Raw genomic sequence first — 25,577 nt, forward strand, 5'->3', positions numbered from 1 at the left:
CCCGCCGCCCCACGGCCACTGCTGAAGTCTGAACCGAAGGGAACACACGGGCAACCAGCGATGAACGTGATGTGTGGGGGCCAGGGGGTTGGGCTCCTCTGCTAGAGGTACGGCCTGAGGGCGTCGGCCCGCGCGGGATGCCGCAGCTTCTCCATCACCTTCTTCTCGACCTGCCGGATCCGTTCGCGGGTGACTCCGTAGACCTCACCAATGGCGTCCAGTGTCATCGGGGTTCCGTTGGTCAACCCGAATCTCATGCTGATGACCCCGGCTTCGCGCTCGGACAGAGTGTCGAGCACGGCATGGATCTGCTCGCGCTTCAGGTCCTCGAGCAGGATGTCGTACGCGCTGGGCTGACGGTCGGGCAGGTCCAACAGGTCGCCCAGGCTGGTGCCGCCGTCCCCGATCTGCTCGTCGAGGGAGCGGATGCTCGACCTGAGGATCAGGCATTCGATGACGTCCTTGGGCCTCAGGTCGCACGCCCTCGCGAGGTCGGCGACCCTCGGCGGGGTGCCCTCGGCCGACAGCAGCTCCCGGGTGTGCCACACCTTGTGGATGCGGTCGTGCATGTGGACCGGCACGCGGATCAGCCGACCCTCGTTGGCGATGGCCCGTGTCACGGCCTGACGGAGCCACCACGTCGCGTACGTGGAAAACTTGTTGCCGGTGTGCGGGTCGAACAGCTCTACGGCCCGCACGAGCCCGACCATGGCGCACTGCGCGAGCTCCTCGAGTTCCAGCCCCTGACCCGTGTACTTCTGCGCCACCGACCATGCGAGACGTGTGTTGTGCAGGTACAGGGTCTCCGCAGCCCGGCGCCGCTCGCCGGTGAAGCACGCCATCGCCCCGCCCTCCAGCTGTTCGGTGGAGCCGTCCTGGATGATCAGACCCAGCCCAACCTCCTCCTGAGCGGTCAGCAGGACGTTGTCGAGCCGGCGCCGGTGGCGATCGCGCTCCATGACACGCCTGGCCGCGGCCAGCGCGTGCTCCTCGCTCGCGCCAGACTCCGCGGGGTCCTGGCCCGAGAGGTGATCATCGACCGGGACGGCGCTCTCCGCGGGCCGGTGGGACGACTCTGGCGGGCCACCCCGGACGATGATCCCGGCGTCGCGCAGGGCCGACGTCAGCTCACGCCGGACGCCGTCGTCTGCGTTCGCCGCGTCGAGCGCAACCTGCACGCGGTCCCATCCCACGGCGTTGTCCTCGATGTACGGCCCGAGAGCCTGGATCGCGCTGCGGAGGGCGTGGTCGGACGCACGATCGACGCGCCGGCGAGATGGACCGGGATGGGTGATCGGCGTGTGCGTCATGGTGCTCTGAGCGTATTGCGCCGATCCGACAGACGTGACGGAACGGAGGACGGCCGAGGGTGACGCATGGAAGGCTGTCAATGGGCGCCTCGGGGTGACGGACGGGCGCAGTTGGTGTACCTGACGATGGGATGACTGGTGGACGAAGCGGCGCCTCTGTGGCAGCGCTGTGAGCGGGCGTGGGCCGAGTGGCTGGGCGCCAACGAGTACGCGGTTTTCAACGCAGCCGGGGCGGTGGGGAACGCCCCCGGCACCTCCGCACCGATGATCCGGGCAGATGGGCGCCTGCTCCGCGCACCCGACATCCACACGACCAAGCAGCAGGTCACCGAGTACTGGGAGGTCAAGAGCCGCTCGCGTTCGGACGTCGACGAACTGACGGGTGAACGCGAGCACTGGATGGAGCTCGCCGTATTCAGGGACTATGTCGCGGTGGCACGGGTGACCGGGGCACGGGTGTGGGTCGTGCTCTTCGAGGCACCGACGGCCATTGCTGAGGGTCGATGGCTCCGCATCGAGGTGCGCGACCTTCGGGACTCGGGCCGCCGGGGCCGCAAGCTCGGCCGTGACGGCACCGACGTCGAGGCGTGGATCTGGCCGGTCGGCGCCATGACCGTGATCCATGGACCGGCGGTCGGCGACACCGCGGACGCTCCGCTGCTGCCGGAGGACGGCGGAGCCACGCCCATCCCGGACGCGGAGTACGACCTCGTCGCCCGGCGGGGACGACGGCGCCGCGCAGTCGTAGAACCAGACCCTGCCGTCCCCGTGTCGATCGCGGAGTCGGTGATCGACCAAGACCCGGTTGTCGGGTTGGACTTCCTGCGGCGTCGCCTCGGGGTGCCTGCCCTGCCGGCCTATTCCGTCCTCGCGCTGGCGCCCGACCCCGCGCGCATCGAGGACCTGCTGGCCCTGCTCGACTACGGGATCCGCGTCTTCGTGGTGTCCGAGGAACCCCTCGAGTGGTCCATGGACCCGCAGTCGCTCCGTGCCTTCGTCGCGAGCCGCCTGCTGGAGTGGGCCCAGGTCGGGGAGTCGGTAGGTCCTCCGCTGTGGGTGGTCGACGGGCAGATCCCGCCTGCCGCCCAGGCGAGGGTCTCGCGGGCGCTTGACCTGGCCGACGCGTCAGGCGGGATGAACGCCAGGCAGTACCGGGTCGTCCACGCGGACCCGGACAGCGACGTGATGATCGTTGCGGGGGCCGGCACGGGCAAGACGGAGACCATGGCCGAGCGGATCGTGTTCCTTCTCGCCACGTACGCCCTCGGGTCCACCCCGGAGGGGACCCCGCCGCGGCACATGCGTGCCGACCAGATCGCCTTGGTGACCTTCACCAGGGACGCCGCGTCGGAGATGAGGGGGCGAATCGCCAGGACCCTCATGCTGCGACAGCGTCTGTCGAGCCGCTGCGCGCTCCCGGTTCTCGCGTGGCTCATGCAGCTGAGCGGCGCCGACATCTCCACGATCCACTCCTTTGCCAAACGGACCGTCTCGCGCTCGGGCGGGGCGTTGGGAGTCAGCCCCGGCTTCCGCGTGTCACGTCTGACGATGACGTGGCGGGCGCTCGTCGACCGCGCCCTCTCGCCGGTGCTGGAGGACCTCTACCGCAGGTTCGGTGATGAGGTGCCAGCGGCGTACGAGTGGGAGCGGCATCTCCAAGAGGTGTGGGAGTCCCTTGCCAACAACGGTGTGGACCTCCTCGACTTCGCGGGGACCGGCTCGGGACCGGTTGTCGCGTGGGGCGACTCGCCTGGCGGCGAGCTGTCACGGGAGGTGGTTTCGGCGACACAGCTCGTGCTGACACAGGTCGCCGAGCGGTTCCGAGTCGAGTGCCTTGCCCAGCAGGCGACCCCGATGGACCAGCTGGTGTCCCTTGCCATTTCCGGGCTGAACGCCTCCCGCTCCTCGCCTAAGCACATCCGCTACCTGTTCGTCGACGAGTTCCAGGACACCGACGCGCGGCAGATGGAGCTGCTCCTGACGGTCCGCGAGCGCCTGGGCGCGCGGCTGTTCGTAGTGGGCGACCCCAAGCAGGGGGTGTACCGCTTCCGCGGCGCAGCTGGCGACGCCTTCACCCAGTTCCGCGACCTGTGGACGGCCAGGGGTCTGGAGCCGTTCCAGCCCCCGTTCCTGCTGACTCGTAACTTCCGTTCCGGCCAGGCGTTGCTCAACTCGCTTCACCCCTACTTCACGGCGTGGGGGGGCAGGCGCCTGCTCGAGTACTCGGCGCAGGACAGGCTGCTCCCGAGGGCGGCGGTCGTTGACCGCAGCGAGCCAGCTGCCCTGACGCCGGTCAGATGGGGCCATGAGTCGGATCTGGCCGCCTCGCAGGCGCTCGCGTGGCGCGCGGACGACGAGGGCGCGACGATCGGGATCCTCTGCCGGCAGAACTGGCAGGCGCTCCAGGTGCAGAGGGCGATCAGGGAGCTGGGCGGCTCGTGCGAGATCCGCATCGGGGGTGACTTCTTCCGCTCCCCCGCCGTGCGGGAGCTACGGGTCCTGCTCGAGGCCGTGGCGTCCCCGTCTGACGATGCGGCTCTTCTGGAGCTCGTGGAGACGAGGTGGGCGGCTGGCATCCTCACGGGCGAGGCACCTGTGGGTCTGACTGGCCAGTGGGGTGAGGGCCCCATCGAAACGATGGCCTGGTCGGCGAGGCTGGCCGCACTCAACGACGGTGAATCGATCGTCAGAGCAGACCTAGAGGGGCTCCGGCAGCGGGTGATCGCCCTAGCGGGGCAGCTCGACAGCATGCCCACCTTGGCATGGGTGGTCGAGTGCAACCGCGCCTTCGGACCCGCCACGTGCTCGCGCCCCGAGGCCGACGACGACGTGGAGCGGGCGCGCTACCTGCGCTGCTTCGACCAGCTCGTCACCCGGATGGACGCGCAGTTCGCGAATGCACCGGCGAGCCTCGAGTCGGTGCTTTTCTGGCTGCGCCTGCAGGTTGCCACGAACTTCACCGAAGACGAGGACGCCGAGGCGGAGGCGACTCCCGGGCGGACCATCGCCCTCACTGTTCACAAGGCCAAGGGCGCCGAATTCGACTACGTGCTGGTGCCGTGGACGACGACGCCGTTTAGACGTAGGAAGTATGTGAACCGGGCAACCGTCCTGCGTGAGGACGGCATGCCGCGCCTGGCCTGGGAGTGGAAGCCATTCAGGGGTGAGTTCACCAATGTGGCGACCGCAGACGCAGGACTCTGGCAGCGCGACGACTCGGAGACCGCACAGGAGGAGACCCGCTTGCTGTACGTGGCGATGACGAGGGCGAAGAGGCGGCTCACGGTCTTCGTGCCCGAGCGCCTGCCACAGACCACCGACAACTGGGCGGGCCTTCTCGCGGCGGGCGGTGCCTGAGGTGGGGAGTTGGCAGGCGGTTGCGCTCGACTCGGTCAGGAAGGGCGCCGTCGAGGATGCCGTAGTTGCTCGCGGCGGCCGCTGGGACGCCGCGAGCCACGTGACCGCGACGACGTCACTGGCTCGCGCCCTGCGGGAGTCGCAGGGTCACGCGCGTCCGGTCGCCACGCTGGTGGACCTGCTCGTGATGCCCGGTCTGCCGGGCGAGATGAGGCTGGGCCTCGAGGGTTTCTCCCCGGCACCGACGGACACGTCCGACGCCGAGGTGGTCGCGGCCCACGAGGAGTCGATCAGGGCCTGGCAGCGGAGGGCGTCGGGCCGACGGCTTCGGACGGGCATCGAGTTTGACCAGGTACTGCGCGAGACCGTGCGCGAGACCGCTGCGGGCACCCCTGCCGCGCGGGCGCTGGTGAGCGGCCGCCGCGAGTTCGCCCGCAGCGTCCACTCCTTGGTCATGTCGGGCTTCCGCCCGTCGGACTTCGAAGCGACGGACGAGGTCGGACGCCTGGCAGTCGAGACATGGGCTCGCGCCGAGCAGAGGATCCCGGCGCTCGCGAGCCCGAGGGATGACCTGTGGATCGACGGCGGCCTCGGCGGCGCGGCGCCGTCCGGGCGCGCCGCCGACGTCACCCAGCGACTGCTGCGGGCGCTTGACGTGGCCCTGGGATCCGCTCAGGGGAGCCGGTTGGTCGTCCACCACGGCTTCTACTTCTTCACTCCGCCCCAGTGGGCCCTGTTCCGCCTGTTGCGAGAGCTGCCGGGCGTGGACCAGCTGTTCGTCGTCCACGACGACGGTCAGAACCCGGCGTTCGAGACCTGGCGCCGCTTCTTCGACCCCGCGTGGGGCATGCCTGTCCCGACGCTGGAGCGTACGGGGGCTCCGGTTTCGGCGTACGCCGCGGCGTTTCGGGACGCCCTCGCTGGCACCCGGGTGGACCCCGACCAGATGAACAGACTGACGGTGCTGGACTGCCGCAGCCCCGCTGAGCTGGTTCGCGCTTGGGCGATGGAGGACGAAAGGTCCACCGCCGGGGGCACCCCCGGCGTGCGTCGGTACGCCGCCGACGCCGCCACGGTGGAGCGCTATGCCGCCCGTCTCGGTCGGGGGCAGGGCTCGGCGGCGAACCTGGCACAGCTGCCGATCGGTGCCTTTCTGCTCGGTATGCACGACTGCATCGTCGCGGAACCCGGTGCCCGCCCCACGGTGAGGCTGTCCGCCGCCGCCGTCGCGGACGTGCTGGGCAGTGGCTTCCTCGAGGTCCCGGGCGACGGCAAGGAACGGCTGGGGAAGAGGGAGTTGCTCGGTGCCTTCCGTCGTGGGCAGGAGTTCTTCGCCGGCTGCCGCGAGGGCCATCAGTGGGCGCAGCGCGCGGAGCTGCTCAGGTCGGCCGTGAGCGGTGTCGTGGCACGGCACGGCGGGGCGTCCGCGGGCGAGTCCGATGTGGCCCGGGTGGCCGGCGCAGCCGGCAACCCCCTCCGTTTGGCGCCTTGGGCCGACCTGCGGCCAGAGGAGGCCGAAGAGGTCGCGGACGCGATCGCGGCGATCGTCCGGTTCGCGGAGTCGCTGGTCGTGGCCGAGGAGATGGCGCTGGGCAAGCATCTGGAGTTCATCCGCAAGACGCTTCGCCACGGCCTCGCGAACGTGGACGACGACGTCCGGGCGGAGCTCGAGGCGAAGGTGTCGGGCTTCTCAGCAGAGATGGATTCGGTGCTGGACGTCGAGGGTCTGGTCGACATCGTGACGATGCTGCTGGGGCGCTCGGCCGATTTCGACGTCCTTGGCGAAGCGGAGGATGTCGCGGGACCGGTGTCCGAGCTGCGCGCCCTCGACGAAATCGGCTTGTCGGGGATCGACCGCCCCGTCCACGTGGCCAACCTGTCGGACGCGGCCTTTCCGGCGACCCGCTCCGTGGACCTTTGGCCGTTCCGACTGGAGGACCACCGCGTGGACCCCGACAGCCCCGTAGCAGTGGGGGCTGAGCTCTTGGGGCTGCGAGAGGAGACGTCCGCACTTAGCGATCTGTACCTGATGTGGCTTGTCCTCGACGCCTGCGGCCCCGAGCATGGCCTGACCATCAGCTGGATCTCGGAGGTCGACGGCGAACACCGGAACCTTTCACCTCTGGCGGCGCTCCTCCTAGTCCCGGAGGGGGTTGAGGACGAGGTCAAGGCCCGCGCCGGTGGGCTGCAGCCGACAACCGTGACGGGCGCGAACGACTTCGCCGCCCTGCGCACGCTCCCGGTGCCCCTTGCGGGCGGCGCCGAGTTGCGGGCCTCCGCGAAGGCGAAACTGCACCGCCACGCCACTGCCTCAGCCCAACTGTGTCCCAGACGGTTTGCCCTTCAGTGGCTGGTGGGTCCTACGTCCGCGTACGGACCCGCCTACCTGCAGGAGGCGGCGTATGGGAACGTCCAGAACGCGCTCGTCCGGCTGGGGATGGATAACGCCTTCTCGGCGATTGACGCCGTGAACACCGTGTGGCGGCACCTCACGCCCGGTCAGCGTGCGAGCAGCTCCCTCAAGGCGCGTGTGACCCAGAGGCGCGCGTCCGCCGACCCTGCGTGGGTCTTCACGCTGAAGGGGAGGAAGAACGGAACCGACGCCTTCTCCCGTGCGTACGCGGCGGCCCGCGGACCCGGTCCCACGAAGGTCGACCTCGGCGAGGGGGCACATACGTCGTTGCCCGAAGGAGTGGCCGACGCCGAGGTGTGCAAGTTCTGTCCGGTCCAGGGCCGATGTCTCGGGTGGACGTCCCGGCCCACCTGACGCCGACCGCAGTCATGGATCGGCCCGGGAGGCCCGTCTCTCCAACGTCGAGGTCGAGAAGACCGCGGGAGGACGGATGGACCAGCGCGTCTCGTGGGCCGCGAGAACGACGGCTACTGGCACGGCCCTGAGCCAGTCGATCTGTCCGAGATGCTGACGACCCTAGCTGGGGCACTTGAGGCGAGTCACTCTGCGTGACCCTTCCGTCCGGCCGTGCTGGGACCGGGAAGGGTGCAAGGGGCGCGCGTGGCCGAAGGGCACTGGTGGGCTCGAATGGATACGGTCGTCTCATGCCTCGTGAGTACGGCCAAGAGTTCCCCGAGCGTCCACTGATGTCGACGCTTTCCGACCTACTCGGGATCGCGCACTTCTGACCTGTCCTGACCTTTCCGGACACCGATCTTGAGGGGATGATCCTCTCGGGAAGGAGTCAGGATGCCTGCACCGAAGTCGCCGGAGTTCCGGCAGCGTGCTGTGGAGTTGACCCGTTTGCGGGAGAAGCCGATCGCGGCGATCGCGAGGGATCTGTCGATCAGTGAGTCGTGTCTGCGTCGGTGGATGGACTTGGCCGACGTCGAGGAAGGGCACAAGGAGGGCCTGACCAAGGACGAGCGCGCCGAGCTGGTTCGGCTACGACGCGAGACTCGGGTCCAGGCGATGGAGATCGAGATCCTCAAGCGCGCCAGCGCTTACTTTGCCCGGGAGAACGTCCTCCCAAAAGAGGGTTCCGGCTCGTCCACCAGGTCGCCGGCGACGGGTTCCCCGTCGCGGTGACGTGCCGGGTGCTGAGGGTGTCCACGTCGGGCTACTACGAGTGGTGCACTCGTGGCCCAAGCGCCCGCGACGTCGAGGACGCCTACCTGCTCGATGCGATCGTCGCGATCCACGCCGATGCTCGAGGCACGTACGGGGTGCGGCGGGTCCACGCCGAGCTCACCCTGGGTCAGGCCCGCCGGTGTGGCCGGCAGCGGGTGGAGCGGTTGATGCGGCTGCACGGATTGCAGGGGGTGCACCGGCGCCGCTGGCGGCACGCGCAGCGGTCCGAGGCCGTCTTCGAGGACCGGGTCCAGCGCAGGTTCACCGCTAACTCACCGGACCGGTTGTGGGTCACCGACATCACTCAGCACCGCACCGGCGGGGGCTGGGTGTACTGCGCTGCCGTGATCGACGTGTACTCCCGCCGCTGCGTCGGCTGGTCCATCGCCGATCATCTGCGCACCGAGCTGGTCGTCGACGCCTTGGACATGGCCCGCTGGCAGCGCAAACCGGTCGGCACCACCGTCCACAGCGACCGCGGGAGCCAGTACACGTCTTGGCTGTTCGGGCAGCGGATGCGTCAGGCCGGGCTGATGGGGTCGATGGGCAAGGTCGCCTGCGCCTACGACAACGCCCTCATGGAGTCCTTCTTCGGCTCGATGCAGATCGAGCTCCTCGACCGCAGGAGCTGGAACACCCGGGCCGAGCTCACCGCGGCGATCTTCGAATGGATCGAGGCCTGGTACAACCCTCGCCGCCGGCACTCCGCCCTGGCCTACCGGTCCCCGGTCGCGTTCGAAGCTCTTCACAAGAGCGCCACCCCGGCGGCATGATCACCACACCAGAACCGTCCGGGAAAGTCAGGACAGGTCACGGCGACATGTGGGCCGACTGCGGCCTGGTCTTCACGACCCGGCTCGGCGATCCGGTCGACCCACGCAACTTCCACCGCGACTTCAAATTGCGAGCAGCGAAGGCCGGCGTGCCGATCGTCCCGATTCACTCGACTCGGCGGACCTGCGCCAGCCTCCTCGTTGCCCTCGACGTTCACCCGCGCGTCGCGATGGCCGTCCTCCGGCACAGTCGCATTGCTCTCACGATGGGGGTCTACTCCCAGGTGTCAACGCAGTCGACTCGCGACGCATTGCGCCAACTGGGGGCCACCTCACAACTAGCTAACTCGAGCTCGCTCCACAAGAGGTCGCACCCGTTCGCAAAGCGTCCTCAACTCCTCAACGAGCCGAGAATCAGCATCGCCGGCGAACTGAAGGACGGCTTCGGCACGCCCCAGGGCGGCTTGCGCACGTTCGTAGAGGACCTGGTCATCCTGCTCTTGACCAGCGCCCAGCTCGTCAGCCGCGCGCCCAAATGCGAGCACGTCATGTCGTGAACGACGAGCCAGACCTTCGAACTGCTCGACCATCGCCTTGGCTCGCTTGTAGTCACGATCGGCAAGCCGTCGGCATGTCTCCGAGCAGTAGTCCTTCTTCCGGCCGCGTCCCGCGGTCTGACGGAACTCCTTGCGACACATGGGTCGAGCGCAGAAGTCTGGCAGGTCGAAGCCCTCTGACATCGAGGTGCTCTCCGACCCAAGGCTTGTCACTCGCAGAGCAGCCTCATCCATGCGTCCTCCATAAGTCGCGCGAAAAACCAACGCTGATGCCTCCATTTTCAGCTGCATCCGATCAAATCTCGATGCCGACACGCGTAGTGGTTCGTATGTAATTCGCGCGATAATCGTGCAGAAGCGCCTTGCAGGTGGCGCGCAAGCTACGCGCTGACGGCGTGTCGACCCGATCACGTCGGTGGCGTCTGGTCCCATAGAGGGGACGCGAGGTTGCGTCAGAGAAAAGATCGAGCGCCCGGTCTTGGAGGACCGGGCGCTCGGGCACGCGGATGGTGATCCACATGCGGGTTGTGTCTCTGCATCAGATCACCTCCTCGTGCCACTGACAAGTAGGCGCGAGGAGGAGGTGAAACCAGATGGCCCGGAACAGCAAGCAGACGAGCGCGAAGGCGGCGACAGCCGCCAGCCGGACGCTCGCGAGCAAGGCGGCATCTAAGGCTGCGAAGTCAGCCGCCGCATCCGCGCTGTCACAGACCCCCAAGCGGAGTCGGTGACGGTCTGGCCCGGGGCCTCTGGGCCCCGGGCCATCCTCACTAATTGATGCAGAGAAGGAGGGCCTCATGGCCATTCGCTTTACCCATATCCACCTCAGCGGTGGAACCCAGCACCAGCACATCACCCATCTGTGGTGGGTGAACCCCGGCACGGGAGCAACGGGTGACAACACTCGTGCGGCACTCGTCGCGTGGATCGAGCAGGGCAACGCAGCCTTCGTCGGAACGGGAGCTGACCGCGTTCAGGTCGGTGTTGTTGACCCGCCGTCTGGCCCCAAGTACCTGCGAACGTATGCCGATCGCCAGTGGACCAACAACCTCTTGGCGTTGCCGCGTAAGTAGGGCACTGAGGTGGCAGCCTCCCACCGCGGAACGGGCACCTACGGACTGCAGTACTTATCTGGGGTATCCACAGGGTCAGAGGCCCTGACCGACGAGCGGAAAGGGCCTCTGACCTGCGGTGGAGCCAAGGGGACTCGAACCCCTAACCCCCTGCTTGCAAAGCAGGTGCGCTACCAATTGCGCCATGGCCCCTCGGCGGCGATGCGCACCGCCGGGTGTTTCAGTTCTTGGAGACCTGCGGGCTCGTGCCCGAGTCGGTCGCCTCGGCCCACAGGCGCTGGTCGGCACCCTGGGCGTCGAGCTTCTTCTTGACCACGCCCGCCGTCAGGGCGGTCAGGACGACGAAGAGGACCTTCTTCACGGTGCACCACCTGGCGGGTCGGGGATCGAATGGTGGGCCTAAGAGGACTTGAACCTCTGGCCTCTTCCTTATCAGGGAAGCGCTCTAACCGTCTGAGCTATAGGCCCGTCGCCGATCCGGCGGCGCCACCGCAGGGGCGGCGCGAGAGACGAGGTTACCTCACCCTCCGGTCGCCCACCAAAACGGTATGCCGGCCGCTCTCGGGAGCGGCCGGCATACGGTCTGGTGGGGGTCGACTTCACCCCGGAAGGTCGCACTTCGGAGGGCAACGGTTCCCGCCTGAAGTGCGACGAACCCACTTCAGGCGGGAAAGTCGGGGCGGTGAGGTCAGTCGTCGGTGAGGGTGAGCTGGAGGCCGCCGACGAGGCTGCTCGACACGTTGTAGAGGAACGCAGCGAGCGTGGCGAGCGCCGTCATGAGGATGACGTCGATGACGCCCACGACGATCGCCAGCGAGACGACGCGGCCGAAGCCGAGGAAGTCCATGATGTCGAAGGTGTTCTCGCCGTCCTGGATGATCTGGCCGACGAGGCCGTTGACCTGGTCGAAGACGCCCATGCCGGCGAGGATCATCCACAGCACGGCGACCATGACGACGCCGGCGATGCCGAGGGCCACCGAGAGCAGGAACGACATCTTCATCGCCGACCACGGGTCGACCCGCGAGACGGTGAGGCGAACGCGCCGACCGCTGCTGCGCGCCGGCGCCTGCTGGGCCGCGGGAGCCGAGGGCCGCGAGGCGGCCGCCGACGAGGACGTGTCGGACGGGCGGCTCATCGAGCGCGTGGGCTCGGCCGAGGAGGAACCCGACACCGATCGCATCGAGGTCCCGGCCTGGTCTGCCGTGCTCACTGGTCGCCTCCCTCGCCCGACGCCTCGGAGTCAGCGTCGTCGTTGTCCACCGACGGTACGCCATCGGTCACCGCAGGGTCATCCTCCGAGGTGGCGGGCTGAGACGTGTCGTCCGCAGCCTCGTCCGAGGCACCCGCAGACCTTCCGTCAGTAGCCTCGTCGGGCGCCACTGCAGCGGCCTCCTCCGGGCTCAGCGGCTCGCCGTCGACGGGGGAGACACCCTCGGCGTCGGCCTCGGCGACCTCCTCCTCGACGACCTTCTCGGCGTTGCGGGCGACACCGACGATGGCGTCGTTCTTGCCCGGCTTGGCGAACCAGACACCGGCAGTGTTGCGGCCGGTGAGCCGGACCTCGTCGACCCGCGAGCGGACGATGTTGCCGCGCTCGAAGACGACCATGACCTCGTCGTCCTCGGAGACGGTGAGGGCGCCGACGAGGTCGCCACCCTTCTCGGTCTGCTTGGCGACGGCAACACCGAGGATGGCGCGGCCCTTGACGTTCCACTGCGACGCCTTGGAGCGCTTGGCCAGGCCTGACTCGAAGACGACGAAGACGTCGGGGTCCGTGCCCTCCTCGATGACCGACATCGACAGCAGCGAGTCGTCACCGCGGAACTTCATGCCCGTGACACCGGACGTCGAGCGACCCATCGGGCGCAGCGTCGCGTCGTCGGCGTGGAAGCGCACCGACTGGCCCTTGCGCGAGACGAGGAGCAGGTCGTCCATCGACGACGTCAGACCGGCGCCGACGAGCTCGTCGCCGTCACGCAGGTTGACCGCGATGAGGCCACCCGAGCGCGGCGAGTCGTACTGCGAGAGCGGCGTCTTCTTGACGAGGCCGTTGCGCGTCGCGAGGACGAGGTGGGGCGACTGCTCGTAGTCGCGCAGCGCGAGCACCTGCGCGATGTGCTCGTCGGGCTGGAACGCCATGATGTTGGCGACGTGCTGGCCCTTGCTGTCGCGGCCGGCGTCGGGCAGCTCGTAGGCCTTGGCGCGGTAGACGCGGCCGAGGTTGGTGAAGAAGAGCAGCCAGTGGTGCGACGTCGTCGTGAAGAAGTGCGCCACGACGTCCTCGCCGCGCAGCTGCGCACCCTTGACGCCCTTGCCGCCGCGCTTCTGCGAGCGGTAGGCGTCGACCTTGGTGCGCTTGGCGTAGCCGCCACGGGTGATCGTGACGACGACGTCCTCCTCGGGGATGAGGTCCTCCATCGACATGTCGCCGTCGAAGCCGTGGATGTGCGTGCGGCGCTCGTCGCCGTACTTCTCCACGATCCCGGCGAGCTCCTCGGACACGATCGTCCGCTGCCGCTCGGGCTTGGCGAGGATGTCCTGGTAGTCCTCGATCTCACGCTGGATCGCGTCGTGCTCGTCGATGATCTTCTGGCGCTCCAGCGCCGCGAGGCGACGCAGCTGGAGCTCGAGGATCGCCCGGGCCTGGATCTCGTCGATCTCGAGGAGCTCCATGAGCCCGTCACGCGCGGCCTCCGCGGTCGAGGACCGGCGGATGAGCGCGATGACCTCGTCGAGCAGGTCAAGGGCCTTGAGCAGGCCGCGCAGGATGTGGATCCGGTCCTCGGCCTCCTTGAGGAGGTACGCCGTCCGCCTCTGGATGACGTCGATCTGGTGGTCGACCCAGTGCCGGATGAAGGCGTCGATCGGCAGCGTGCGGGGCACCCCGTCGACGAGCGCGAGCATGTTGGCGCCGAAGTTCGTCTGGAGCTGGGTGTGCTTGTAGAGGTTGTTGAGCACGACCTTGGCGACGGCGTCGCGCTTGAGCACGATGACGAGGCGCTGGCCGGTGCGACCCGACGTCTCGTCGCGGATGTCGGCGATGCCCTGGAGGCGGCCCTCCTTGACGTGCTCGGCGATCTTCTGCGCGAGCGAGTCGGGGTTGACCTGGTAGGGCAGCTCGGTGATGACGAGGCACTGCCGGTTCTGGATCTCCTCGACCTCGACGACCGCTCGCATGATGACCGAGCCGCGGCCCGTTCGGTAGGCGTCCTCGATGCCCTTGCGGCCCATGATGAGCGCGCCGGTGGGGAAGTCCGGTCCGGTGATCCGCGCCATGACGGCCTCGAGGGCCTCCTCGCGCGAGGCGCCGGGGTTCTCGAGCACCCACTGCGCGGCGTTCGCGACCTCGCGCAGGTTGTGCGGCGGGATCTGCGTGGCCATGCCGACCGCGATGCCGGACGAGCCGTTGACGAGCAGGTTGGGGAAGCGCGCCGGCAGGACCTGCGGTTCCATCGTCTTGCCGTCGTAGTTGGGGCCGAAGTCGACGGTCCTCTTGTCGATGTCGCGGACGAGCTCCATCGACAGCGGCGCCATGCGGCATTCGGTGTACCGCGGCGCGGCGGCCGGGTCGTCGCCCGGGCTGCCGAAGTTGCCCTGGCCCTGGACCAGCGGGTAGCGCAGCGACCAGTCCTGCACCAGCCGCACGAGGGCGTCGTAGATCGCGCCGTCACCGTGCGGGTGGTACTGACCCATGACGTCGCCGACGACACGGCTGCACTTGTTGAAGCCGCGGTCGGGCCGGTATCCACCGTCGTACATCGCGTAGATGACCCGCCGGTGCACCGGCTTGAGACCGTCCCGCACATCCGGCAGCGCCCGACTGACGATGACCGACATCGCGTACTCGATGTAGGACCGCTGCATCTCGGTGTTGAGGTCGACCTCCTCCACCCGGTCGGTCTCACCGGGGGAGCGGTCGTGCATCACCGCTCCCTGGTCACCGGTGTCCTCGGTGTCCACGTCGTTGTCCGTCGTGCCATCGATGTCGTCAGCCATCAGTTCCCTTGTCTCTCAATACAGTTCGCAAACGGCGATGTATGCCGTGAAAGTCGGTTCGCCGGCCTGAGCGCCTCTTGCGTCCGGCAAGATGACGGCATAGCCACCACAGTTGCGGACGCAAGGCGAGTTGGGAGGTGAGGTGCCTCCGCGACCCAGCTGACCGGCATACGCATCAGATGTCGAGGAAGCGCACGTCGCGAGCGTTGCGTTGGATGAACGACCTCCGCGACTCCACGTCCTCGCCCATGAGCACGGAGAAGATCTCGTCCGCCGCAGCAGCGTCGTCGAGCGTCACCTGGAGCAGGACCCGGTTGTCGGGGTCCATCGTGGTCTCCCACAGCTCCTGGTAGTCCATCTCGCCGAGACCCTTGTAGCGCTGGATGCCGTTGTCCTTGGGCATGCGGCGGCCCTTGCTCTGCCCCTCGGCGACGAGCGCGTCGCGCTCACGGTCGGTGAAGGCGAACTCGTGCGGGGCGTTGCTCCACTTGATGCGGTAGAGCGGGGGCTGGGCGAGATAGACGTAGCCGGCCTCGATGAGCGGCTTCATGAACCGGAAGAGCAGCGTGAGCAGCAGCGTGCGGATGTGCATGCCGTCGACGTCGGCGTCGGCCATGATGACGATCTTGTGGTAGCGGGCCTTCTCGATGTCGAAGTCCTCGCCGATGCCGGTGCCGAACGCCGAGATGAGCGCCTGCACCTCCTGGTTGGCGAGCGCCTTGTCGAGGCGGGCGCGCTCGACGTTGAGGATCTTGCCGCGGATCGGGAGGATCGCCTGCGTGTGCGGGTTGCGGCCGCGCACGGCCGAGCCGCCGGCGGAGTCGCCCTCGACGATGAAGACCTCGGAGACGGCCGGGTCCTTGGCCTGGCAATCGCGCAGCTTGCCGGGGAGGCCACCGGACTCGAGGACGCGCTTGCGGGTCGCCTCCCGGGCCTTGCGCGCGGCCATACGGGCGGTCGCGGCCTGGATCGCCTTGCGGACGATCTCCTTGCCCTCGGCGGGGTGGCGCTCGAGCCAGTCACCGAACGAGTCGGTCATGGCGCGCTGGACGAAGCCCTTGACCTCGGAGTTGCCGAGCTTGGTCTTGGTCTGGCCCTCGAACTGCGGCTCGCCGAGCTTGACGCTGATGACGGCGGTGAGGCCCTCGCGGACGTCGTCGCCGGTGAGGTTCTCGTCCTTGTCCTTGAGCTGGTTCTGCTTGCGCGCGAAGTCGTTGACGAGCTTGGTCATCGCCGCACGGAAGCCCTCCTCGTGGGTGCCGCCCTCGTGGGTGTTGATCGTGTTGGCATAGGTGTGGACGGACTCGCTGTAGGCGCTGGTCCACTGCATGGCGAGCTCGAGGCTGAGCGCGCGCTCCTCGTCCTCGACCTCGATGCTGATGATCTCGGGGTGGACGGGGTCGGACTTCTTGCTCGACACGAGGTGGGTGACGTAGTCGACGATGCCGTTGTCGTAGCGGTAGGAGACGGCGCGCTTGCGCTCGTCGTTGCCCTCCACCTCGGCCGCGTCGGACTCGTCGGTGCTCTCGTGGACGCGCTCGTCGACGAGGTTGATCGTCAGGCCCTTGTTGAGGAAGGCCATCTGCTGGAAGCGGGCCCGGATCGTCTCGTAGTCGTAGGTCGTCGTCTCGAAGATGTTGGGGTCGGCCCAGAACGTGATCGTCGTGCCGGTCTCGTCGGTCGCCTCCTGCTTCTCGAGCGGCTCGACGCGCTCGCCGTCCTGGAACGTCATCCGCCAGACGTGGCCGAGCTGCTTGATCTCGGCCTCTAGCCGGGTCGAGAGCGCGTTGACGACGGAGGAGCCGACGCCGTGGAGCCCACCGGAGACCTTGTAGCCGCCGCCACCGAACTTGCCGCCGGCGTGGAGCTGGGTGAGGACGAGCTCGACGGTCGACATGCCGTAGGCCTCGTTCATGCCCGTCGGGATGCCACGGCCGTTGTCAGTGACGCGCACGCCGCCGTCCTCGAGGAGGGTGACGTCGATGGTGTCGGCGTAGCCGGCGAGCCGCTCGTCCACGGCGTTGTCGACGATCTCCCAGACGAGATGGTGCAGACCGCGCTCACCGGTGGACCCGATGTACATGCCGGGCCGCTTGCGCACCGCCTCCAGACCCTCGAGCACCTGGATCGCGGAGGCGTCGTATGCCGTGTCCGCGTCGACCGCGGACGAGGACCGTGCCGTCGTGGTCGCCTCTGCCGGGGCCTGTGCCTGGGCCGGGGTGATGGGGTCCGGCGTCTCGATGCTGTTGTCCTCGGGCGTGCTGGGCACGGTGCTCCTTCAGCTGGTGCGGCTCATGCGACGCGCCCGGGGCGGGTGACCCGGCCCTGGGCGCGACGTTCACCGTCCAGTTTACCTGTCAGGTCCGACTCTGCACACCGCTGGAGGCCCGGGAAGGCGGTTTTCTCGACGTACGAGGCATGTTTTCGACCCGGCATACGGCCCCCACCCCTCTGAGCCGCCCTGAGCGCGTTTTTCGCGTGCCGGTCGGGGGCTTCGGGCGGCGGGTCCCACCCTCTGCGTGGGCACGTCGCACTTCACACCGGAGCCGTTCCCACCGGAGGCGCGAGGAACCCACTTCGGACGGCGGGACCCACGCTCTGCGTGGGCAAGGCGGCGACGCGGGGAAGGGGCGTCAGCGGCCGGTGGTGAAGAAGGTCCAGGTACCGTCCTCGGCGATGCCGACGCGGTAGCCGGTGTAGCCACCGTCGTCCTGGCGCATCTTCGTGGCCTGGCTCCTGGTGAGGAGGCCCGCCGCGACGACCTTGTCCCACTCGGCGTCGTTCTGGGCATACTGCTCGGAGAAGACCCGCGGCTGGATCGTGCCGTCGAAGGACTCGGTCGGGGGCATCGACAGGACGATGGCGAGCGCCACGTAGCTCGACCCGGCCTTGCTCGTGAAGACCGAGGCCGGAGGCTGGTCGCCGGCGAGCCCGGTGGAGTCGGCGCGAGCGAGCGAGACGAGGGTCGCGGAGTCGCACGCCCGTGCGGCGGTCGAGATCTTCCTGGCCTTGGCAGCCGCGGCGGTCGACATGCCGGTGACGTCGGCCGCGCGCACCTTGGCCGCGGCGCACGCGGGGGTGCGCGTCGGGGTCGGTGTGGGCCTCGCAGCCGTCGGCGTGACCGACGGTGAGGGGGTCGGGGTGGCCGACGGCGTCTCGGTGACGGTGGGGGTCGGGCTCGGCGTCTCGCTCGGGATCTCCGACGACGACTCTGAGACGCTCGGGCTCGGCGACGTCGAGGGGGCGGCCGTGGGCTCGTCGTCGGAGCAGGCCGAGAGCGCGAGCGTGGCCAGCAGCAACGGAGCGAGCACGCGCGGAAGCCGGCGGGTGGACAGGACGAGACCCCGGGACGTCATGCGGTCACTGTAACGGGAGTGACTGATGTGACTCAGTGCGACAAGCCGTGGTTCACACCCCCCGACTTCTTGCCCGGATGCGACAGCCGAGCGTGGCGCAGTTGGGCAAGAAGTCGGGCGTTGGGGTGGTGGTGAGCTATGGCTGGGCGGCGAGCGTGCGCTCGACGACGGCGCGGACGTCGTCGGGGATCGGGACCGAGTGGCGGCCGGCGCGGTCGATGTAGACCTGCGCCCACAGCCCGTGCGCGGCGATGTCGTCGCTGCCGTCGGCGAAGAGCCCGAACGCGAAGGTCACGCTCTTGGTGCCGACTCGCTCGACCCGCACGCCCACGTCGACCGGGTGTGGGTAGGCCAGCTCGGCGTAGAACCGGCACGACGACTCAGCGACCACTCCCAAGGTCGACGTCGTCGTCTCGTCGGTGCCGGTCTCGCGGATGAGCCAGGCGTTGAGCACCGAGTCGAAGAGCTCGTAGTAGACGGCGTTGTTGAGGTGGCCGTACATGTCGTTGTCGGCCCAGCGCGTGGTCACCCGCTGCATCTCCGGGAAGTCGGCACGGGTCAGCGAGCGCGGGTCGACGGTCATGCGCCGAGCGTAGTTGCGCCGGTCTTGAGACCGGACGTGCCGGCATACGTGGCGACTTATTGCCCAGATGGGACAGCTCGCTGGCGCTCGCCGTCCCATCTGGGCAATAAGTCGGGGTTGCGGGTCAGGCGTCGGCGCCGGGAAGCACCGAGCCGTCGGGCCAGGTCTTCTCGATGTAGGCCTTGACCTCGGGCGAGTGGAGCAGCTCGTCGAGCTTCTTGAGAGCCGCGTTGGACTCGTCCTTCTTCTGGACGGCGAGGAAGTTGGCGTAGGGGTTGTCCTTGGCCTCCTCGACGAGGATCGCGTCCTTGGTCGGCGAGAGGTTGGCCTCGATCGCGTAGTTGCCGTTGATGACGGCGACGTCGAGGTCGTCGAGCGAGCGGACGAGCTGCGCCGGGTCGGTCTCCTTGAACTGGAGCTTCTTCGGGTTGGCGTCGATGTCGTAGATCGTCGCGTTCGTCGCGTCCTTGCCGGCCTTGAGCGTGATGACGCCGGCCTTGGCGAGCAGCTCGAGCGCGCGGCCCTGGTTGGACGGGTCGTTGTTGATGCCGACCTGCGCGCCGGTCCCGAGCTCGGAGACGTCCTTGACCTTCTTGGAGTAGAGCGCGAACGGCTCGATGTGGACGCCGCCGTAGTGCGCGAAGTCGTAGCCGCGGTCCTTGACCTGCGCCTCGTAGTAGGGGAGGTGCTGGAAGTAGTTCGCGTCGAGGGTGCCCTCGGCGAGCTGGACGTTGGGCTGGACGTAGTCGTCGAAGCTCTTGATCTCGAGGTCGAGCCCGGCCTCCTTGGCGAGGTTCGCGTCGACGAACTCGAGGATCTTGGCGTGCGGCGTCGGCGAGGCGCCGACGACGAGCTTCGTCACGCCGTTGCCGTCGGCCTCGGGACCGCTGGAGTCGCCACCGCCCGCACCACAGGCCGTGAGGCTCATGGCGGCGAGCACGGACACTCCGGCGACGAGACCTCGGCGGGGGAACGGGGACATGGCTTCTTTCCTTTCGTATGCCGGCCGGTCGGGCCGACGTGGGTATGCCGGCCTCGTGGCCGACACGTGTCGTGCCGGGAGGTGCCCGGCAGGTCAGGTGGGCCGACGACGGTGTCGGGGGCGGACGGCACACGGCCGCCCGGAAGGTGGGGTCAGCGGTGGTCGACGGCGCGGGCGAGGCGGTCGCCCGCGACCTGGACGACCTGGACGACGACCACGAGGAGCACGACGGCGGCGATCATGACGTCGGTCTGGAAGCGGTTGTAGCCGTAGGACATCGCCGTGGCACCGAGCCCGCCGCCGCCGACGGCGCCCGCCATGGCGGAGTAGCCGATGAGGGCGATGACGGTCGTCGTGAGCCCCGCGACGATGCCGGGGAGGGCCTCGGGCAGGAGCACCTTGCGAGTGACCTCCCAGCGGGTGGCGCCCATCATCGTGGCGGCCTCGACCTTGCCGGCGGACACCTCACGCAGCGAGGTCTCGACGAGCCGCGCGAAGAACGGCACGGCGCCGACGGTGAGCGGCACGATCATCGCTCGCCAGCCGACGGTCGTGCCGGCGATGAAGCGGGTGATCGGGATGATCGCGATCATGAGGATGAGGAAGGGCAGGGAGCGGCCGACGTTGACGACCGCGCCGAGGACGCGGTGAAGCGTCGGCTGCGGGGCGATGCCCCCGGGCGCGGACTGGTGGAGCAGCACGCCGACGACGATCCCGAGGGCGGCGGTGATCGCCGCCGAGCCCAGCGTCATGGCGAGCGTCTCCCAGAGCGCGGTCGGCAGGCCCTCACGGATGACGGGGTTGTCGAGCCAGGTGGGGTCGGTCTCGAACCTCATGCCGCCACCTCCGGGTGGAGACGGGCGTGGTCGAGCACGTCACGGGCACGGTCGACGAGTGCGGCGTCGGCGAGCTCGACGAGCAGTCGCCCCACGCGTCGGCCGGCGACCGTCTCGACGGTGGCCGCGGCGACGTCGGCCTCGATGCCCTCGTGGCGCAGCAGCGAGATGATGCCGTCGATCGAGCCGACCGGGGAGTCGGGGTGACCGAGGGCGACCTGGAGGCGGGCGAGGCCGTCGGGCGCGGGCTCGACGAGCGGGATGAGCTCGCGGTGCAGGCGGGTCGTCGGGTCGGCGATGACCTCGCCGAGCCGGCCCTGCTCGAGGACGGCGCCGTCGCCGAGGAGGGTGACGGCGTCGCAGACCTCGCGCACGACCGAGGGCTCGTGGGTGATGACGACGACGGTGATGCCCAGGCGGTCGCGCAGCTCCTTGAGCAGGGCGAGGATCTGGCCGGTGGTGGCCGCGTCGAGGGCCGAGGTCGGCTCGTCGCAGAGGAGGATCTCGGGCCGGGCCGCGAGGGCCCGGGCGATGCCGACGCGCTGCTGCTGACCGCCCGAGAGCTGGCCGGGGTGGTTGCCCGCCCGGTCGGTGAGGCCGACGAGCTCGAGCAGCTCGGTGACGCGGGCGTCGCGCTCGGCCTTGTCCCAGCCGGCGATCTCGAGCGGGAGCGCGATGTTGTCAGCCGCGGTGCGCGAGTCGAGGAGGTTCGCGTGCTGGTAGACGACGCCGAACCGACGGCGGGCGGCGCGCAGGTCGGCCCCGCGCAGGGTGGTGATGTCCTCGCCCGCGACGACGACCTGGCCCGACGTCGGCTGCTCGAGCCCGGTGAGGCAGCGGATGAGCGTCGACTTGCCGGCGCCGGAGCGACCCACGATGCCGTGGATCTCGCTGCGCGGGACGACGAGCGAGACCGCGTCGAGGGCGGTCACCGTCGTGCCGCGGGAGTCGAAGACCTTGGTGAGGTCGTGGACGGAGAGCGCCGGGGCGGTGGGGCGGGGTGTGCCCTCCGGGCCGGCCGGGAAATCAGATGAAGCGTCAACCACCCGACAATAAGTATGCGTTATCCATTGGATAAGCAAATCGGCGGTGACGATGTCTCACGACCTGAGCCTCGTTCCACGTTTCCGCCCGGAGTGGCACCAGCGCGCTCGGGGGACGGTTGGGCGGTTCAGTGCACGGAACCCACGTCGGGCGGCAAAGGTGTGGCGGTGGGGTCGGGCTGGGTGGGCGAGTGGGTGAGGGCGGTCTCGCCGCTGAGAAGGCTGGGGACGATCCCCGGCGCGATCGAGGCGAGGACCTCGGTGCCGACGGGGTAGCGGACCGAGTGCGGCTGCCACGACCGGATGGTCCGGCCCGAGGCGAGGCGGACCGTGTGGAGGATGAACGGCCCTTGGTACTCGACGCGGTCCACGACGGCGGCGGCGCCGGTGACGCCGGGGCCGGGCAGCCGGAGGCTCACCTCGTGCGGGCGGACGACGACCTCGGCGTCGGCGACGTCCTTGCGGATCGTCACGAGCCCGAGCTCGCAGGCCAGCCCGGAGTCGGTGACCGACGTCGGCAGGAAGTCGGCGTCGCCCATGAAGGACGCGACGAACCGGCTCACGGGCCGCTCGAAGACCTCGACGGGACGCCCCCACTGCTCGACGACACCGGCCCGCATGACGCCGACGTGGTCGCCGATCGAGAGGGCCTCGGTCTGGTCGTGGGTCACGAGGATCGCCGTCGTGCCGGTGGCGTGCAGCGCCTCCACAGTGTCGGCCCGGACCCGTGCCCGCAGCGACTCGTCGAGCGAGGAGAACGGCTCGTCGAGGAGGACGACCTCGGGGCGGGGCGCCAGCGCACGGGCGAGGGCGACGCGCTGCTGCTCGCCGCCGGAGAGCTCGTGGGGGTAGCGGTCGACGACGTGGGCGAGGTGCACGAGCTCGAGGACCTCACGCACCCGGGCGTCCTGCTCGGACCGGGAGCGCCCGTCGAGGCCGAACCGGATGTTGTCGGCGACGGTGAGGTGCGGGAAGAGCGCGTGCTCCTGGAAGACCAGGCCGATGCGCCGGCGCTCCGGAGGCACCCACTCCGGACCGGCGACGACGCGGTCGCCGACCGTGACGCTGCCGGCGTCGGGACGCTCGAGCCCGGCGACGAGCCGCAGCAGCGTCGACTTGCCGCACCCGGACGGGCCGATGAGGGCGACGATCTCGCCGCGCTGGACGGTCAGGTCGAGGTCGCTCACGGCGAGGGTGTCGCCGTAGGACTTCGAGACGCCGCGCAGCGTCACCGCGCTGGCCGTCGCCGTGCCCGAGGTCGCCGGGCGGACCGTCGCCGCGCCGGTCACGACGTCACCTGCCGGTGCGGCTCGGCCAGGCGCACCTGCCGGACGAGGAAGAAGACCGGCACGATCGCGAGCGCGACGATGAGCAGGGCGGGCAGGGCGGCCTGCTCCCAGAAGTTCTCGTTGGCGAGCTCGTAGACCCACACCGACACGGTGGTGAAGCCGAAGGGTCGAAGGAGCAGCACGAGGGGCAACTCTTTCACGGCGTCGACGGCGACGAGCACGAGCGCCACCGCGATGCCCGAGCGCGACAGCGGCAGGTGGACCCGGCGCAGCACCCGCATCGGTGAGGCGCCGAGCGAGAATGCCGAGTTCGTCACCGACGGCGAGATCGTCGTGAAGCTGGCGTCGACCGCCTGGTAGGCCGGGGCGAGGAACCGCACGACATAGCTCGCGAGCAGCCCGATGACGGAGCCGGTGACGACGAGCCCCGTGCCGCCCGGGACGCCGAGCGCCTCGAGCGAGCGGTCGAGGGCCGCGAAGGAGACGAGGACGCCGATACCGATGACGGCGCCCGGCACGGCATACCCGAAGGTCGTGAGCTGCGCGGCACCCCGGGCGAGACGACCGCCGGTCATCCGGACGCCGTGGGTGAGGAGGAGCGCGAGGGTGACGCAGGCGAGCGCGGCGAGCGCGGCCATGACGGCGCTGTTGGCGAGGTTGGTCGCGAAGCGGCCGGTCGAGAGCGACGACGAGTCGGCGAGGGTCGCCGTCACCGCCCACCACACGAGGCGGAGGACGGGGAGGACGAAGCCGACCGCGAGCACCGACGCCGCCGCGGCGAAAGCCCACCAACGACCGGCGCCGGTGAGCCGGGTCGGCGCAGCGGGAGGGCGGTGCGAGCCGCGCGCGTCATAGCGGGCGCCGCCGCGCAGCAGCCGCTCGCCGGTGAGGACCATGACGGCGAAGGCGAGGACGAGCACCGAGAGCTGCGCGGCCGAGGCGAAGTCGAAGGTGCCCTTCCACGTGAGGTAGACGCCGACCGAGACGGTGCGCACCCCGAAGTACTGCACGGTCGCGAAGTCGGTGAGCGTCTCCATCATGACGACGGCGAGGCCACCCGCGAGCGCCGGCCGCGCCAGCGGGAGGAGCACCTGCCGGAACGCCCGCCACGGCGTCGCACCGAGCATGCGCGCGGCGTCCCACGTCACCTGCCCCTGGCCGCGGAACGCCGCGCGGGCGAGGAGGTAGACGTAGGGATAGAGGGTGAGCGAGAGGACGACGGGCGCGCCCATCCAGCCCGAGAGCAGCTCGACGACGCCCGAGCCGCCGAAGACCGACCGCGACGCACGCGCCGGCCCGCCCGCGGGACCGAACGTCGAGAGGAAGAGGAAGCCGAGGACGTAGGCCGGCATCGCCAGCGGCAGCACGAGCATCCACGAGAAGAGCCGTCGCCCCGGGAAGTCGTACGCCGTGACGAGCCAGGCGAGACCGACGCCCAGGACCGATGTCCCGAGTCCCACGAGGGCGAGCAGGGCGACCGTCGTGAGGACCATCTCGAGGAGGTCAGACGGCAGGGCGAGGTCGCCCGCGCTCGCGACCGCCTGGACGAGGACGGAGACGACGGGGACCGAGACGAGCAGTGCGATGACGACGACGAGCGCCGACCACGCGGGTCGCCCGGAGCCCGGGAGCCGGGCCGCGCGGGAGCGGCGACCACTCCCGGCGACCGGGCGGTCGGTCTCCACCTCGGCGCTCACGCTGTCATCATCCCAAGGGGTACGTCGCGGTCACGCGCGACCGGTCACTTGTAGCCGGCCTCGGCGAGGAGCTTGACGGCCTCGGCGTTCTGCGAGCCGTAGGCCTCGGCCGAGATCGGCATCCTCTTGAACTCACCGAACCCGGCGATGAGCGGCTCGGGCTCCACGGACTCGTTCACGGGGTACTCGTGGTTGCCGTCGACGAACGAGCTCTGGCCTTTGGTCGCGAGCCACTCGATGAGCTGCTGCGCCTGCGCGGCGTTGTCGGAGGTCTTGACGACGCCGGCGCCCGAGATGTTGACGTGCGTGCCGGCGCCCTGCTGCGAGGCCCAGAACGGCTTGACCTTGAGGTCGGCCTTCTTCTTGAGCTCGCGGGCGAGGTAGTAGTGGTTCGTGATGCCGACGTCGCACGTGCCGGCGTCGATGGCCTTGAGCAGCTCGACGTCGTTGGACTTGATGTCGACGTCGTTGGCGACCCAGCCCTTGACCGTCGCGAGCGTCTTCTCGCGGCCGTCGAGGTCGATGAGGCTCGCGACGAGGCTCTGCGTGTAGGCCGAGGTGGCGTCGCGCATGCAGAGGCGACCCTTCCACTTCGGGTCGGTGAGACCGGCATACGTGTTCGTCGCGTCGAAGTCGGTCGGCTTGACCTTGTCGGGGTTGTACATCGTCGTGCGGGCGCGCATCGCGAGGCCGAACCACTGGTTGCCGCTGTCCCGCAGGTCGGCCGGGACGGCGTCGGTGAGCGCCTGCGACTCGACCGGCTTGAGGACGCCCTGCTCGGCGGCGTTCCACAGGTTGCCGGCGTCGACGGTCATGAAGACGTCGGCCTCGCCGTCGGCGCCCTCGGCCTTGATCCGCTGGAGGAGCTCGGCGTCGCTGCCCGAGATGAACTCGACGCTGATGCCGGTCTCGTCCTGGAACTCCTTGAACGCGCCCTCGAGGTCGTAGTGCCGCGCCGAGTAGATCTGGAGGTCGGCGTTGCTGCCGCCGATCCCGAGGACGCCGCAGCCGGACAGCGGCAGGACGGTGGCGGTGGCGACGAGGCCGGCGACGGTGGCGCGGCGCGTGCGGGGAGAGGGCACGAGGGGACTCCTGGGAGCGGGAACGCTGACGCTGCATTCTGGCGGAGTTAGGTAAGC

Annotated in this window: 18 protein-coding genes, 2 tRNA genes and 1 pseudogene; 6 read left to right on the forward strand and 15 right to left on the reverse strand. The window is 69.3% G+C overall.

Annotated features, from left to right (window positions below):
• Positions 1 to 101 precede the first annotated feature (101 nt).
• On the reverse strand, positions 102 to 1,310 hold the full coding sequence (locus N798_RS17200) for a sigma-70 family RNA polymerase sigma factor (protein WP_052116879.1): 1,209 nt from the start codon (positions 1,308 to 1,310) through the stop codon (positions 102 to 104).
• Positions 1,311 to 1,448: 138 nt separating this feature from the next.
• Between N798_RS17200 and N798_RS03730 the strand changes: the two genes are divergently transcribed.
• The 6 genes and pseudogenes from N798_RS03730 (at position 1,449) to N798_RS17690 (ending at position 10,653) form a co-directional block, all read left to right on the forward strand.
• Positions 1,449 to 4,667, forward strand: a complete 3,219-nt coding sequence (locus N798_RS03730) for a UvrD-helicase domain-containing protein (RefSeq protein WP_035946372.1) — start codon at positions 1,449 to 1,451, stop codon at positions 4,665 to 4,667.
• A gap of 100 nt (positions 4,668 to 4,767) precedes the next feature.
• A complete protein-coding gene (locus N798_RS03735; protein WP_156971602.1) occupies positions 4,768 to 7,434 on the forward strand; it encodes a hypothetical protein in 2,667 nt (888 codons plus the stop codon).
• Positions 7,435 to 7,869: 435 nt separating this feature from the next.
• Positions 7,870 to 8,067 (forward strand): annotated as a pseudogene (locus tag N798_RS18620) (transposase); the annotation flags it as partial.
• A complete protein-coding gene (locus tag N798_RS03745; RefSeq protein WP_229708862.1) occupies positions 7,989 to 9,023 on the forward strand; it encodes an IS3 family transposase in 1,035 nt (344 codons plus the stop codon). The pseudogene N798_RS18620 and the gene N798_RS03745, both read left to right, overlap by 79 nt.
• Positions 9,020 to 9,580 (forward strand): site-specific integrase, encoded by a 561-nt coding sequence (locus N798_RS03750; RefSeq protein ID WP_156971603.1) that lies wholly within the window; start codon positions 9,020 to 9,022, stop codon positions 9,578 to 9,580. Before N798_RS03745 ends, N798_RS03750 begins: the two co-directional genes overlap by 4 nt.
• A gap of 797 nt (positions 9,581 to 10,377) precedes the next feature.
• On the forward strand, positions 10,378 to 10,653 hold the full coding sequence (locus N798_RS17690) for a DUF3892 domain-containing protein (protein WP_084100073.1): 276 nt from the start codon (positions 10,378 to 10,380) through the stop codon (positions 10,651 to 10,653).
• A gap of 119 nt (positions 10,654 to 10,772) precedes the next feature.
• Here N798_RS17690 and N798_RS03760 read toward each other — a convergent pair.
• The 14 genes from N798_RS03760 to N798_RS03825 form a co-directional block, all read right to left on the reverse strand.
• Positions 10,773 to 10,845, reverse strand: a tRNA-Ala gene (locus tag N798_RS03760).
• A 28-nt stretch (positions 10,846 to 10,873) separates the two neighbouring features.
• Complete coding sequence (locus N798_RS18010) at positions 10,874 to 11,014, reverse strand: DLW-39 family protein (protein ID WP_156971604.1); 141 nt, start codon at positions 11,012 to 11,014, stop codon at positions 10,874 to 10,876.
• A 30-nt stretch (positions 11,015 to 11,044) separates the two neighbouring features.
• Positions 11,045 to 11,121, reverse strand: a tRNA-Ile gene (locus N798_RS03765).
• Between the two features lie 220 nt (positions 11,122 to 11,341).
• A complete protein-coding gene (locus N798_RS03770) occupies positions 11,342 to 11,866 on the reverse strand; it encodes a DUF3566 domain-containing protein (protein WP_035946379.1) in 525 nt (174 codons plus the stop codon).
• Positions 11,863 to 14,652 carry a DNA gyrase subunit A gene (gene gyrA / locus N798_RS03775; protein WP_035946380.1) on the reverse strand — a complete coding sequence of 930 codons (2,790 nt, stop codon included), beginning with the start codon at positions 14,650 to 14,652 and terminating at the stop codon, positions 11,863 to 11,865. Before gyrA ends, N798_RS03770 begins: the two co-directional genes overlap by 4 nt.
• Positions 14,653 to 14,827: 175 nt before the next feature.
• The gene (gyrB, locus tag N798_RS03780; protein WP_156971605.1) at positions 14,828 to 16,921 is read right to left on the reverse strand and encodes a DNA topoisomerase (ATP-hydrolyzing) subunit B; all 2,094 of its coding nucleotides are present in this window, start codon (positions 16,919 to 16,921) and stop codon (positions 14,828 to 14,830) included.
• A gap of 364 nt (positions 16,922 to 17,285) precedes the next feature.
• A complete protein-coding gene (locus N798_RS18015) occupies positions 17,286 to 18,008 on the reverse strand; it encodes a hypothetical protein (RefSeq protein WP_156971606.1) in 723 nt (240 codons plus the stop codon).
• 136 nt (positions 18,009 to 18,144) lie between these two features.
• Positions 18,145 to 18,591, reverse strand: coding sequence for an acyl-CoA thioesterase (locus N798_RS03795; protein ID WP_188450486.1), 447 nt, complete (start codon positions 18,589 to 18,591; stop codon positions 18,145 to 18,147).
• A gap of 124 nt (positions 18,592 to 18,715) precedes the next feature.
• Positions 18,716 to 19,573 (reverse strand): MetQ/NlpA family ABC transporter substrate-binding protein, encoded by an 858-nt coding sequence (locus N798_RS03800; protein ID WP_052116883.1) that lies wholly within the window; start codon positions 19,571 to 19,573, stop codon positions 18,716 to 18,718.
• A gap of 152 nt (positions 19,574 to 19,725) precedes the next feature.
• A complete protein-coding gene (locus tag N798_RS03805) occupies positions 19,726 to 20,409 on the reverse strand; it encodes a methionine ABC transporter permease (protein WP_035946384.1) in 684 nt (227 codons plus the stop codon).
• Entirely contained in the window at positions 20,406 to 21,455 is a 1,050-nt protein-coding gene (locus N798_RS03810; protein ID WP_052116884.1) for a methionine ABC transporter ATP-binding protein, read from the reverse strand. The genes N798_RS03805 and N798_RS03810 overlap by 4 nt, the downstream gene beginning before the upstream one ends.
• A gap of 125 nt (positions 21,456 to 21,580) precedes the next feature.
• The gene (locus tag N798_RS03815) at positions 21,581 to 22,741 is read right to left on the reverse strand and encodes an ABC transporter ATP-binding protein (RefSeq protein ID WP_084100075.1); all 1,161 of its coding nucleotides are present in this window, start codon (positions 22,739 to 22,741) and stop codon (positions 21,581 to 21,583) included.
• Positions 22,738 to 24,438, reverse strand: a complete 1,701-nt coding sequence (locus tag N798_RS03820) for an ABC transporter permease (RefSeq protein ID WP_052116885.1) — start codon at positions 24,436 to 24,438, stop codon at positions 22,738 to 22,740. The genes N798_RS03815 and N798_RS03820 overlap by 4 nt, the downstream gene beginning before the upstream one ends.
• 44 nt (positions 24,439 to 24,482) lie before the next feature.
• Complete coding sequence (locus tag N798_RS03825; RefSeq protein WP_052116886.1) at positions 24,483 to 25,520, reverse strand: extracellular solute-binding protein; 1,038 nt, start codon at positions 25,518 to 25,520, stop codon at positions 24,483 to 24,485.
• Between the last annotated feature and the right edge of the window lie 57 nt (positions 25,521 to 25,577).

The organism is Knoellia flava TL1 (assembly GCF_000768675.1).
Lineage (GTDB): Bacteria > Actinomycetota > Actinomycetes > Actinomycetales > Dermatophilaceae > Knoellia > Knoellia flava.

Excerpts from the sequence above, each read along its gene's own strand:
- N798_RS17200 (WP_052116879.1), bottom strand. The coding sequence starts at position 1,310 with ATGACGCACACGCCGATCACCCATCCCGGTCCATCTCGCCGGCGCGTC.
- N798_RS03750 (WP_156971603.1), top strand. The coding sequence starts at position 9,020 with ATGATCACCACACCAGAACCGTCCGGGAAAGTCAGGACAGGTCACGGC.
- N798_RS17690 (WP_084100073.1), top strand. The coding sequence starts at position 10,378 with ATGGCCATTCGCTTTACCCATATCCACCTCAGCGGTGGAACCCAGCAC.
- gyrA (WP_035946380.1), bottom strand. The coding sequence starts at position 14,652 with ATGGCTGACGACATCGATGGCACGACGGACAACGACGTGGACACCGAG.
- N798_RS18015 (WP_156971606.1), bottom strand. The coding sequence starts at position 18,008 with ATGACGTCCCGGGGTCTCGTCCTGTCCACCCGCCGGCTTCCGCGCGTG.
- N798_RS03795 (WP_188450486.1), bottom strand. The coding sequence starts at position 18,591 with ATGACCGTCGACCCGCGCTCGCTGACCCGTGCCGACTTCCCGGAGATG.
- N798_RS03800 (WP_052116883.1), bottom strand. The coding sequence starts at position 19,573 with ATGTCCCCGTTCCCCCGCCGAGGTCTCGTCGCCGGAGTGTCCGTGCTC.
- N798_RS03805 (WP_035946384.1), bottom strand. The coding sequence starts at position 20,409 with ATGAGGTTCGAGACCGACCCCACCTGGCTCGACAACCCCGTCATCCGT.